This window comes from Streptomyces sp. H27-C3, assembly GCF_030063415.1.
GTDB lineage: Bacteria > Actinomycetota > Actinomycetes > Streptomycetales > Streptomycetaceae > Streptomyces.
The window spans coordinates 1-11,710 of record NZ_JASITA010000029.1; the positions used below are offsets into that span (position 1 = coordinate 1).

Genomic DNA, 11,710 nt, shown 5'->3' on the forward strand with positions numbered 1-11,710 from the left:
AATGCACCGTCCCTCGCTCCACAGCACGATTCACCACCCCCGCAGACGTGGCCGCCTACCTCGATGCCTACGGCACCGAACCCCCGGACAACATCAAACACGCATGTTGAATCTCTGCGAGCCCTAACGACCTCCCCCGCGATACGGAGCGGGCTCCCGGCGTCCTGCGACTCCGCTCGCTGATCCACTCCCTATCGCGGGGGAGGTCGTTAACCGCACCAGAGAAGGAGATTCCCCATGACCGACAGCGGAAAGCACAGCGGTCAGCCCTCCGACAAGCCGTGGACTCCCCCGAGCCCCTCGGAGCCGAGTCCTGACGGGTCGGGGCCGAAGAAGTGATCCCTCCGCGCGCACAGGAAGGTCACGCCGCCCTCATTCGGTCACTGGACGAGCGCGGCCTCCTGCCCCCGCCCTGGCGGCAGGTGTGGGAGAAGCTGCCGCGTCACCGCTTCGTCCCGCGCGAGATCTGGCGGCAGGGCCCGGAACGGTGCGAGCCCGTCGAGACGGACGACGACTGGTGTGACCTCGTCAGTAGCGACGAGCCAGTGGTCATTCAGGTGGACGACGGGAAGGAGGACGGGCCGGGCGTGGCCACCTCGTCCAACTCGATGCCGTCCATGGTCGCCAAGATGCTCGGCCTTCTCCAGGTCGAGCATGATGACCGGGTTCTGGAGATCGGCACGGCATCAGGGCACGTGGCAGCTCTGCTGGCCGAGCGCCTCGGGGATCGCAACGTCCACAGCGTCGAGATCGACCCGCTCATGGCTGCCATGGCGGCCGAGCACCTGCGCGCGATCGGGTGCGTGCCGAACCTCCGGCTCGGTGACGGAGAGGAGGGTTGGCCGGACAAGGCACCCTTCGACCGGCTCATCTCCACCTGCTCGCTCCGGCGTGTGCCGTACGCGTTCGTGGAGCAGGTCCGGCCCGGCGGCACCATCGTGGCTCCGCTGTACCGCGACTTCTGGAGCGGCGCCTTGGTCCAGCTCACCGTCCAGGCGGACGGACGGGCATGGGGGCACTTTCAGGGCGGGGCCTCGTACATGCCGATGCGCTCTCAGCGGGCGGCGGCAACCGTAGAGGTCGACTCCTCCACAGCTCGCTCCCGGAGCGCCGGCCTGGACCCCGAGGAGCTGCTGTCTCTGGGCTTCGCCCTGTACGCGGGGGCCCGCCTTCCGGGTGTCTGGATGCAGCACACCCGGACCGACGGCACCGTCCACGTGTGGGCACGTGGCGAGGACGGGTCTGCGACCTCCACCGCGACGGGCGAAGACGTCTGGCAGTACGGTCCGCGCGACCTGTGGACGGAGATCGAGGTCGTACACCGCGAGTACGTCGCCATCGGCAGACCCGACGCCGGGAGCTTCGGCCTCACCGTCACACCCGGGGGACAGCACACCTGGATGCACCGGCCGGAGGCGGTCGTGTCCCCCTTGAGGGACGGCATCTACCGCTGACTTCCCGCGCCGGGCCGGGCCGGCGCGGGAAGCCCCAGGCGTCACACGTCCAGTTGGTCCGCCACCGCTCGCAGGAGGCCCGCGATCTGTTTGCCCGCCGCCTTGTCCGGGTAGCGGCCGCGCTCCAGCATCGGCGTGATGTTCTCCAGGAGCGTCGTCAGGTCCTGCACGATCGACGCCAGCTCGTCCGGCTTGCGCCGCTGCGCCGCGGCGACCGACGGGGTCGGGTCGAGGATGGTGACGGACAGCGCCTGGTCACCGCGCTGGCCCGCCACGACGCCGAATTCGACGCGCTGGCCGGGCTTCAGGGCGTCGACTCCGGCAGGGAGCACCGAGGAGTGAACGAAGACGTCGCCGCCGTCGTCGCGGGAGAGGAAGCCGAAGCCCTTCTCCGAGTTGAACCACTTGACCTTGCCGCTGGGCACGTCTGTCCTCGTCCTCGTACTCGTCGGGTCCCGGCCGAACCGGGAAACGGGAAAACGGCTCTGGATAGCAGTACAGCGGGTCGCAAGACCCGCTCCCACCAAGGCTAATGGTCCAGAGGCTGGTGACAAGACGTCGCCGGATTGTTCCTCCGGGCAGGGAACTACCCTGACGGAGTGAGTAATGAAACCCAGGCGGCCAAGGCCGACTCAGGCGACCGGCTGGTTCGGGTCGGTGCGATCGTTTTCTTCGTCGGCGCACTGGCCACACTGGTCACGGTGGCCCCACTGTTCCTCGGTACCGGCCCGTTCCCGCCCGTGGCATACGCCGTGTGCATGCTGATGGGCCTCGGCTTTGTGATCGCCGCCGCCGGAGTGCTGCAATCGATCGCCGTGCAGCGCCGGCAGGCTCGCGCCGTGCGGTAAGCCGTGCCGTAAACCGCCGTCAGGTCCGCGCCGTGCGGTGGCCGAGCAGCCAGTCCGGGAACGCGACGAGGTCCGCCAGGACCACGTCCGCGCCCGCCTCACGCAGTTCGTCCGCCGTGCAGGGCCCGGTCGGCACGGCCACGGCCAGGGCGTCCGCCGCGTGTGCCCCGCGCACATCCCCGGTGTGGTCGCCGACGTACACCGACGCGCCGTGCTCGCGCAGCGCCTCCGCCTTGGCCTCCGCCCACAGCCAGCCGACGACCGCGTCCGGCTCGATACCCAGGTGCTCCAGGTGGAGCTTGGCGTTCGGCTCGTGCTTCGCCGTCACCACGATCGCCCGGCCGCCCGCGGCCCGTACCGCCGCGACCGCCTCCTTCGCGCCCGCCATGGCGAGGGTCGGCTCGATCGCGTACGCCGGGTAGATCTCCCGGTAGCGGTCGACCATCGCCTGGATCTGCTCGTCGGGGAACCAGTGCGCCATCTCCTGCTCCAGCGGCGGCCCGAGCCGGGTGACGGCGAGATCCGCGTCGATGTGCACCCCCGTCTCCGCGGACAGTGCCAGGTAGGCGGCCCTGATGCCGGGCCGGGAGTCGATCAGTGTCATGTCGAGGTCGAATCCGACCGTCAGTGGAAGCTCTGTCGCGGGAACCATGGGAGCCATGGGAGCCATTGTGCCGACCCGGCTGACCGGCCCCACCCGTACACTTAGCCAAGCCTTACCACCCTTCGGATTGGGTCAGATGCAAGCCGCCAGCCACCCCAGACGCGCTCTGGTGACCCGTCGCATCGGTTGGACGACCGTGGCCGTGGTGGCGCTGCTGCTCTCGGTCCTGCTGAGCCTCGCGGTCGGGGCGCGGACTATCGACGACGCCGATGTCATCTTCCACTCGACGTACGGCGACCCGAAGAAGTCCAAGGAGACGCAGACGCTGAGCGGCGGTCTCTGGAAGAACATGCCCGCGGTGAAGGCCGGCGAGGTCTTCGGCGTCGACGACCAGCTGTGGATCCAGGGCATCGGATACACCGCGGCCGGCGAGATCCTCGACGAGCTCCAGGCCGACCTGACGAAGTAGGTCCGTCCTCCGGGCTACCGCCCCCGCACCCGCCGCGCCCGGCCCCCGGTCACCGCCTCCACCACACCGGTTGGCCGGTCACCGCCTCCGCGCCCGCCACACGAGGTACAGCGCGGAGGCGACCGCCGCGGCCCGCAGGATCACCGGCCACGTCTCCGAAAGCGCCGCGCCCATCGCGTCCTTCGCGATCGGCTCGCCCCACCGCCCGTCGAACCGGCCCCACAGCCAGAGCACACCGCCCGCGGCGACCAGGCCCGGCAGGCCCAGCACGATCCACTTCGCCTCGGCGCGGCTGACCCCGCGCGAGGCGTACGCGAGCAGCCAGCCGGCGCCGAGCACGACCAGGTTGCCGATGGCGGCGCCGACGACGAGCAGGGCGGCGGCCGTCAGGAGCAGGACGTTCGCGCGCGGGCGCAGCACCTCGGCCTCGGTGACGACAACGGCCCCGCGGCGCCGGAACCTCGGACGCCTGCGGCGCGGGACGTCGTCCGCGCCCGTTACGTCGTCCCCGTACTCGTTCTCGGAGTCGCCGTCCGCGTTCTCGTCGTTCTCATCGTTCTCATCGGGCGGGGGCTTGAGTATTTCGGGGATCTCCACGCCGCCCACGAAGCCGGGCACCGAGATGCCCGCTCCGAACGGGCCCGGTTCGACCCGCCACCAGTCGGGCTCGCTGCCCTGCGGGCCGAGCTCGTCGGTGCCGGCGAGATGCGGCGGCGACGCGGCGGTCGACGGGGCCGACTCCACGGGCACGTCGGTGTCCGCCGTGCCACGCGGTCGGGGGATTCGGCGGGTCCGTCCAACACGCCCCGCCCGGCCCGACTCCTTGTCCCGCTGCTCCGGCAGCGCGACCGGCTTCGTCGCAGGTCCGGGCAGGGTCCCGGACGCCGCCGCCTGTACGAGCTCGCCGGGGGATCCCATTCTGCCGATGATCCGCCGCACCGTGGCGGGGCTGTCCGTGCCATGCTTCGAGCGCTGGTGGTCAATCTGGTCACGCAGGGTCGCCACCAACCGCATCCGTGTCCCCGAGGGCAGCTGATGTCGCTGGGCCAGGTCGCCGACCCGGCTCAGAAAGTCGTAGACGAGCTGATCGCTCTCGATCCCCACCGGCGGTCCGTCCCCTCACCCTCCATCTGCCCTGCACCGACCGTAGCGCCACACCGGCTAACGTGGGGCGGATGGGGACCAGCGAGCGCAACCGGGAGGCGCACGTGTCCGAAGGAACAGGCACTACGCCACCACGCAGCCGCGCGGAGGCCCCGAAGTCCGGCGCCGGCGCGACCAGCACTACGCAAGGTACTGCCACGCCCATGCCCACTTCCGCACCCGTATCGGCACCCCGCACTCTCGCGGAAGCCCTGCGCCCCCGCTCCGACGCGTCCCTCACCGCGCTGCTGCGCGCCCGCCCGGACCTGCTGTCGCCGGTACCGAACGACCTGAGCCAGCTCGCCACCCGGGCCGCCACCCGCGCCTCCGTCGTGCGTGCGCTGGAGCGGCTCGACCGGTTCACGCTGCAGACCGCGGAGGCGCTCGCCGTGTCCCCGGACCCCGCCCCGTACGAGACGCTCCGCGACCTCATGACCGGCGACGAGGGCGACCCCCGGATCGCCGACGCGGTTCCGGTCGCGGTGGCCACGCTGCGTGAACAGGCGCTGCTGTGGGGGGCGAACGACCGGCTGCGACTGGTGCGTACCGCCCGCGAACTCCTCGCGCCGTCACCGACGCACCCGTCCCCCACCGGTCTGGGCCCGACCGTGGCCGAGGCGACCGCGGGGACGGGCATGTCGCCGACCCGGCTGCAGGAGATCATGGCCGCCGCCGGGCTGCCCACCACCCATGACCCGGTGTCCGCCATCAGCGCCCTGACCTCGCTGTTCACCGACCGCGACCGGATGTCGGCGCTGCTCGACACGGCACCGCCCGAGGCCCTGATGGTGCTGGAGCGGCTGGTCTGGGGCCCGCCGTACGGCGAGGTCACCTCCGACCCGACGCCGCCCGTACGGTGGCTGCGCGACCGGGGTCTGCTGCTGCCCACCAGCCCCCGCACGGTGGTCCTGCCGCGTGAGGCCGCGCTGCACATGCGGGGCGGGCGCGCGCACCGCTCGGCCGAGCCCGCGCCGCCCGCCGTGGTGGCCGCCGCCGAATACCGTCCACAGGTGGTGGACGGCACGGCCGCCGGTCAGGCGTACGCCGCGCTGTCGACCATCGAGGACCTTCTCAAGGACTGGAACGAGGGCGGCCCCGCCGTCATGCGCTCCGGCGGCCTGAGCGTCCGCGACCTCAAGCGGACCGCCGCCGCGCTGTCCATGCCGGAGCCGATGGCGGCCTTCTGGGTCGAACTCGCCTACGCGGCGGGCCTGCTGGCCCCCGACGGCGAGGCCGACGAGCGGTACGCGGCGACCCCCGCGTACGACGAGTGGCTCGGCCTCCCCCCGCAGGACCGCTGGACCCGCATCGCCTCCGCCTGGCTGTACGCGACCCGCACCGCGGGCCTGATCGGCGGCCAGGACGCGAAGGGCCGCGCGCTCGCCGCGCTCGGCCCCGAGCTGGACCGTTCGGCGGCCCCCGAGGTGCGCCGCCGCGTCCTCGACCTGCTCGCCTCGCTCCCGGAGGCAGCCGCGCCCGCCCCGGAAACGGTGCTGGCCCGGCTGCGCTGGGAGCGTCCGCTGCGGGCGGCGAACGCGCAGTCGGCCCAGGGGGGCGTATCCGCGAACACCAGCGGCGACCTGCGCTCCCGGATGGCCCTGTGGACCCTCAACGAGGCCGAGCTCATTGGCTTCACCGGCCGCGGCGCGTTGTCCGGCCACGGCCGTGCGCTGCTGGGACACGCCACGGCGACGGACGGCGCGCGGGGTGCCGCGACGCCGGGTGCGGTGCGGCCCGCCGGTCGCGCCCCCGCCCAGTCCACCGGCCGCCCCCCGGGGCAGCCCCCCGCCCAGTCCGCCGGGCAGGCGCTCGGCCAGGCGGGCGCCGCCGCGCGGACACCCGCGCAGATCTCCGCGGCCGAGAGCGCCGCGGCGGCCGTACGCGCCGCGGACCTCCTCGCGCCGCTCATCCCCATGCCGCTGGACCACGTACTCCTGCAGGCCGACCTCACCGCCGTCGCGCCCGGCCCCCTCCAGCGGCCGCTGGCCGAGACGCTCGGGGTGCTCGCGGACGTCGAGTCGAAGGGCGGGGCGACCGTCTACCGGTTCACGCCCGCGTCCGTACGCCGTGCGCTCGACGCCGGGCTGACCGCGTCCGACCTGCACACCTTCCTGACCGACCACAGCCGCACGCCGGTGCCGCAGCCGCTCAGCTACCTCATCGACGACGTGGCGAGGAAGCACGGGCATCTGCGGGTCGGTTCGGCCTGTGCGTATGTGCGCTGCGACGACGACGCGATGCTCGGCGAGATCCTCGCCGACAAGCGGTCGCAGCCGCTGGGGCTGCGCCGCCTCGCTCCCACCGTACTGGCCGCGCAGACCGACCCGGTGACGCTTCTCGACGGTCTGCGCGCGATGGGCTTCGCGCCCGCCGCGGAGTCCGTGTCCGGCGACGTGATGATCACCCGCGCCGACGCGTACCGCACCCCGCCGCGCACGGCGCCCGTGCCCGTCCCCGAGGGCCCGCCGACCCCCGACGACACCCTGCTGAGCGCGGCACTGCGGGCGATCCGGGCCGGGGACATGGCGTCGACGGCGGTACGCAAGGTCAGCCCGGCGGTGGCGGCGGCAGCGGGCACGGGCAGCCCCGACATCGGCACGGCCACGGGCGGCGGCGTCCTGCCCCGCACCACATCCGCGGAGACCCTGGCCACCGTCCAGGCGGCGGCGCTCACCGGGTCCGCGGTGTGGATCGGGTACGTCAACGCGGACGGGGCGGCGAGTCAGCGGGTCATCGCTCCGGTGCGGGTCGAGGGCGGGTTCGTGACGGCGTACGACCACACGGCGGACGAGGTCCGCACGTATCCGCTGCACCGGATCACGGGTGTGGCGGAGCTGGTGGACGTGCCGTAGATCGGGCCGGGGGTGGGGGCGCCCGCAGCGGGCTGTTCCCCTCCCCGCCTCTTCCCGAAGTCCTCAAACGCCGGACGGGCTGAAAGGAATCTTTCAGCCCGTCCGGCGTTTGAGGACACGCCTGCTGGCCGTCCGGGGTCCGGGGCTTGCCCCCCCACCCGGCGGCAGCCGCGAAGTGTCACAGCCGGGAATGGGGTGGGTAGGGGAACAAGCCCCGCGCAGCGGCTAAGCCTTGTCCGCCCGCACCTTCGCCCCGGGCTTCCTCGCCCACGGCTTCCTCGTACCGGGCTTCCTCGCCCACGACTTCTTCGTGCCAGGCTTCTTCGCCCACGGCTTCCTCGTACCAGGCTTACTCGTCCTCGGCTTCTCCCCGGGCCTCTTCTCCCCGGGCTTCTTCTCGCCCGGCTTCGTCTCGCCCCGCCGCGCCCGAGCGATCCGCCCCAGCCGCCGCCCGAGCAGCACATAACCGATCAACGCGCCCGTCGTGTTCAGGATCACGTCGTCGACGTCGAAGGCGCGGCCCGACACGATCGCGCCCTGCGCCAGCTCCACAAGGATCATCACCACGACGGTGAAGGCGACCACCCGGATCAGCCGCAGTGAGCGCGGCACCAGGACCGGGAGCAGCATGCCGAAGGGCATGCCGAGGACGATGTTGCCGCCGATCTGCTTGCAGGCCGCGAGGAACGTGTAGTCCTCCGCGTACTGCCGCAATGACGCACCAGGACGCAAGTTGGTGGTGACAAGGCTTTCGGAGGCGTGCGACGGGACGAGCGTCAGCCGCGCCAGGGCCGCCGAGAAAAGAACCAGACCAATAAATGCCAATGCCACGGCGAGCGCCCGCAGCATGGCCTGACCCCACGTGGCACGAGTACCGGCTTCGGATGTCATGACCTCCCCCGTACCCCGCCCCGGCATGGTCACTCGGTGGGCACCCCAAGACGTATGCGGAACGCACGCGCGACCCGCATCGCACGCAGTACGGCACACTGGACGTTTGGCCGCTCAGGCCGAACCACCGCAGAAAGGGCCGAGGCGCGCGTGAATTCAGGACCCCTCATCGTCCAGAGCGACAAGACCCTCCTGCTGGAAGTCGAGCACGAGCAGTCCGGCGCCTGCCGCCGGGCCATCGCGCCCTTCGCCGAGCTGGAGCGCGCGCCCGAGCACATCCACACCTACCGGCTTACCCCGCTCGGCCTGTGGAACGCACGCGCCGCGGGCCACGACGCCGAGCAGGTCATCGACGCGCTCGTCGAGTACTCCCGCTACCCCGTCCCGCACGCGCTCCTCGTCGACATCGCCGAGACCATGTCCCGCTACGGCCGCCTCACCCTCTCCAAGCACCCCGTCCACGGCCTCGTCCTGACCTCCACCGACCGCCCCGTGCTGGAGGAGATCCTCCGCTCGAAGAAGGTCCAGCCGCTGGTCGGGACCCGGATCGACGGGGACACGGTCGTCGTCCACCCCTCCGAGCGCGGCCAGATCAAGCAGACGCTGCTCAAGCTGGGCTGGCCCGCCGAGGACCTCGCGGGTTACGTCGACGGGGAGGCCCACGACATCGCGCTGGCGGAGAACGGCTGGGCCCTGCGCCCGTACCAGCAGCAGGCCGTCGAGGGCTTCTGGCACGGCGGCTCCGGTGTGGTCGTGCTGCCCTGCGGCGCGGGCAAGACGCTGGTGGGCGCGGGCGCCATGGCGGTCGCCAAGGCCACCACCCTGATCCTGGTCACCAACACCGTCTCGGCCCGCCAGTGGAAGCACGAGCTGGTCAAGCGGACGTCGCTGACCGAGGAGGAGATCGGCGAGTACAGCGGTACGCGCAAGGAGATCCGCCCGGTGACCATCGCGACGTACCAGGTCCTCACGACGAAGCGCAAGGGCGTCTACGCGCACCTGGAGCTCTTCGACTCGCGCGACTGGGGCCTGATCATCTACGACGAGGTGCACCTGCTGCCCGCGCCCGTCTTCAAGTTCACCGCGGACCTCCAGGCGCGCCGCCGGCTCGGCCTGACCGCGACGCTCGTGCGTGAGGACGGCCGCGAGTCGGACGTCTTCTCGCTCATCGGGCCGAAGCGGTTCGACGCGCCGTGGAAGGAGATCGAGGCGCAGGGCTACATCGCGCCCGCCGACTGCGTCGAGGTCCGCGTCAATCTGACGGAGAGCGAGCGGCTCGCGTACGCGACGGCCGAGCCCGAGGAGAAGTACCGCTTCTGCGCGACGACCGCGACGAAGCGGAAGGTGACGGAGGCGCTGGTCGCCAAGCACGCGGGCGAGCAGACGCTGGTCATCGGCCAGTACATCGACCAGCTCGACGAGCTGGGTGAGCATCTGGACGCCCCGGTCATCAAGGGCGAGACGTCCAACGCGCAGCGCGAGAAGCTCTTCGAGGCGTTCCGGCAGGGCGAGATCAGTGTGCTCGTGGTGTCGAAGGTCGCGAACTTCTCGATCGACCTGCCGGAGGCGACGGTCGCCATCCAGGTGTCGGGCACGTTCGGCTCCCGGCAGGAGGAGGCGCAGCGCCTCGGCCGGGTGCTGCGGCCGAAGGCGGACGGGCACGAGGCGCGCTTCTACTCGGTGGTCGCGCGCGACACCATCGACCAGGACTTCGCGGCCCACCGCCAGCGCTTCCTGGCCGAGCAGGGCTACGCGTACCGCATCGTGGACGCGGACGAACTGATGGCGGACGGCGGCAAATAACCCCCCGCGGCCCGCCTCCGCCGGAGCCCGGCGCGGGGCCGGTCAGTCGTTTCTGCCCGTGCCCGGCGTACGGCTCAGCGGGGCCGCCTTCGGCGCGGTGCGCGGGGACGGCAGGTCCGCGGCCGGCACTGCCCGACCGGTCCGCAGCCGCCAGGCCGCGTACGCCAGCAGCGCGCACGCCACCAGCGCGTACGGCGAGGCCGGCACCTGCTGCCACCACGCCAGCCGCAGATCGAGCTCCCCCTGGTGCGGCACCAGCCACAGGCTGCGCCCCAGGAACACCGCTGCCACCGCCGCGGCGATCCGGCCCCGGCCCTCCGCGATCAGCACGGCGATCAGCGGCACGCACCACACCCAGTGGTGCGACCAGCTGATCGGCGAGACGAGCAGCGCCGTCGCCGCGGTGGCCAGCACGCCCCAGGTCTCGCACCCCGCCCCGACCGCCGCGCGGCGCGCGATCCAGAGCCCGGCGACGCCGGTGAGCACCGCGGCGGCCAGCCATACGGCGCCGGGCTCCTCGGTGTGCAGCACGCGCGCGAGCAGGCCCTGGAGCGACTGATTGTCGACGATCCACGCCTTGCCGACCCGCCCCGTCTCGAAGATCCGCCGGGTCCAGAAGTCGATGCTGGCCGTCGGCAGTACGAGCGCCCCGAGCAGCACCGTGCCGATGAACGAGGCGAGCGCGGTGAGCCCGGCCCGTACCCGCCCGGTGAGCAGCAGATAGACGATGAAGATCGCGGGGGTGAGCTTGACGCCCGCCGCGATGCCGAGGCCGAAACCCTTGCCGATGGCGTCGTCCGTACGGGAGAGGTCCCACAGGACGAGGCAGACGAGGACGAGGTTGATCTGCCCGAAAAGGATGGTCTGGAAGACGGGTTCGAGCCACAGACCCACGGCGGTGCCCGCGAGAACGAGCGCGGGCCGGGCCGGGAGCCGGGCGAACCGGCAGGAGAGATGAACCAGCAGCGCGAGGAGCGCGGCGTTGCCCACGGCGAAGACGACCTTGAGGGCGCCGAGCGGCAGCCAGGTCGTCGGTACGAAGAGGATCGCGGCGAACGGCGGGTAGGTGGCGGGCAGTTGCCACTCGGTGACCGTGAAGCCGTACAGATCGGTGCCGTTCGCGACGGCTGCGCCTTCCGCCCGGTACACGAGCGTGTCGGCCATGGGGATGTGCTGCACCAGGCAGAGCGCCGTCAGCGCGACCAGCGACACGACGAGCGCAATGCCCGAGACGGCCGTCGAACGGGGGGACATCACGCTGCTGTCTTCCACGGCCGCGACCCTAGTGGATCAGCGAGGGGGTCCCGGCAAACCAGATGGTCGGACGGCCGGTACCGCACGCGTCGGGCGTGCGTGTCGGCGTATGCCTCAGTGGCGCTTCACGCCTGCCTCCTCCGCGTACTCCCCGAGCACGGCCACGCTGAACGCGGCGCTCGCGAAGACCTTGACGGCGCGCAGGGCGGTGCCGATCGGGTGAGGGTGGCGGCCGGTCGCGCCGAGGGCGGTCGCGCCCGTGAGGGGGCGGCTGCGGCGGACCGAGGGACCTGGGGTGAACGTCGCTGTACTCATGTCTCCATCATGGTTTTCGGGTCGGCGGACCACATCGCTCCGCAGTCGGAACTCACGCACACCCCGGCTCCCCCTGG

The 11,710-nt window shown here is 72.0% G+C and carries 10 protein-coding genes and 1 pseudogene; 5 read left to right on the top strand and 6 right to left on the bottom strand.

Annotation, left to right across the window (positions count from 1 at the left end):
• The first annotated feature begins 335 nt into the window (after window positions 1-335).
• A complete protein-coding gene (locus tag QMK30_RS25765; protein ID WP_283520703.1) occupies window positions 336-1,454 on the top strand; it encodes a methyltransferase domain-containing protein in 1,119 nt (372 codons plus the stop codon).
• Window positions 1,455-1,495: 41 nt separating this feature from the next.
• On the opposite strand, the gene QMK30_RS25770 is transcribed toward QMK30_RS25765, so the two are convergent.
• Entirely contained in the window at window positions 1,496-1,879 is a 384-nt protein-coding gene (locus QMK30_RS25770; RefSeq protein ID WP_283520704.1) for a cold-shock protein, read from the bottom strand.
• Window positions 1,880-2,053: 174 nt separating this feature from the next.
• Between QMK30_RS25770 and QMK30_RS25775 the strand changes: the two genes are divergently transcribed.
• Window positions 2,054-2,302, top strand: coding sequence for a hypothetical protein (locus QMK30_RS25775; protein ID WP_283520705.1), 249 nt, complete (start codon window positions 2,054-2,056; stop codon window positions 2,300-2,302).
• 19 nt (window positions 2,303-2,321) lie between these two features.
• Here QMK30_RS25775 and QMK30_RS25780 read toward each other — a convergent pair whose 3' ends face one another.
• Window positions 2,322-2,963, bottom strand: coding sequence for an HAD family hydrolase (locus tag QMK30_RS25780; protein WP_283520706.1), 642 nt, complete (start codon window positions 2,961-2,963; stop codon window positions 2,322-2,324).
• Window positions 2,964-3,168: 205 nt separating this feature from the next.
• On the opposite strand from QMK30_RS25780, the pseudogene QMK30_RS25785 reads away from it, so the two are divergent.
• Window positions 3,169-3,375 (top strand): annotated as a pseudogene (locus tag QMK30_RS25785) (iron-siderophore ABC transporter substrate-binding protein); the annotation flags it as partial.
• A gap of 78 nt (window positions 3,376-3,453) precedes the next feature.
• Here the strand turns inward: QMK30_RS25785 and QMK30_RS25790 are convergent.
• Window positions 3,454-4,479: a hypothetical protein gene (locus QMK30_RS25790; protein ID WP_283520707.1), complete on the bottom strand. Its 1,026-nt coding sequence runs from the start codon at window positions 4,477-4,479 to the stop codon at window positions 3,454-3,456.
• 203 nt (window positions 4,480-4,682) lie between these two features.
• Between QMK30_RS25790 and QMK30_RS25795 the strand changes: the two genes are divergently transcribed.
• Window positions 4,683-7,370: a helicase-associated domain-containing protein gene (locus QMK30_RS25795; protein WP_283520708.1), complete on the top strand. Its 2,688-nt coding sequence runs from the start codon at window positions 4,683-4,685 to the stop codon at window positions 7,368-7,370.
• Between the two features lie 225 nt (window positions 7,371-7,595).
• On the opposite strand, the gene QMK30_RS25800 is transcribed toward QMK30_RS25795, so the two are convergent.
• Complete coding sequence (locus QMK30_RS25800; protein ID WP_283520709.1) at window positions 7,596-8,261, bottom strand: VanZ family protein; 666 nt, start codon at window positions 8,259-8,261, stop codon at window positions 7,596-7,598.
• A 150-nt stretch (window positions 8,262-8,411) separates the two neighbouring features.
• Here QMK30_RS25800 and QMK30_RS25805 point away from each other — a divergent pair, with 150 nt between their 5' ends.
• The gene (locus QMK30_RS25805; RefSeq protein WP_283520710.1) at window positions 8,412-10,064 is read left to right on the top strand and encodes a DNA repair helicase XPB; all 1,653 of its coding nucleotides are present in this window, start codon (window positions 8,412-8,414) and stop codon (window positions 10,062-10,064) included.
• 42 nt (window positions 10,065-10,106) lie between these two features.
• Here QMK30_RS25805 and QMK30_RS25810 read toward each other — a convergent pair whose 3' ends face one another.
• Window positions 10,107-11,318, bottom strand: coding sequence for a glycosyltransferase 87 family protein (locus tag QMK30_RS25810; RefSeq protein ID WP_283520780.1), 1,212 nt, complete (start codon window positions 11,316-11,318; stop codon window positions 10,107-10,109).
• 114 nt (window positions 11,319-11,432) lie between these two features.
• Complete coding sequence (locus QMK30_RS25815; protein WP_283520711.1) at window positions 11,433-11,633, bottom strand: hypothetical protein; 201 nt, start codon at window positions 11,631-11,633, stop codon at window positions 11,433-11,435.
• Window positions 11,634-11,710: the final 77 nt, after the last annotated feature.

Coding starts and splice junctions, on each gene's coding strand:
- QMK30_RS25815 (WP_283520711.1), bottom strand. CDS start 11,633: ATGAGTACAGCGACGTTCACCCCAGGTCCCTCGGTCCGCCGCAGCCGC.
- QMK30_RS25810 (WP_283520780.1), bottom strand. CDS start 11,318: ATGTCCCCCCGTTCGACGGCCGTCTCGGGCATTGCGCTCGTCGTGTCG.
- QMK30_RS25800 (WP_283520709.1), bottom strand. CDS start 8,261: ATGACATCCGAAGCCGGTACTCGTGCCACGTGGGGTCAGGCCATGCTG.
- QMK30_RS25780 (WP_283520706.1), bottom strand. CDS start 2,963: ATGGCTCCCATGGTTCCCGCGACAGAGCTTCCACTGACGGTCGGATTC.
- QMK30_RS25795 (WP_283520708.1), top strand. CDS start 4,683: ATGCCCACTTCCGCACCCGTATCGGCACCCCGCACTCTCGCGGAAGCC.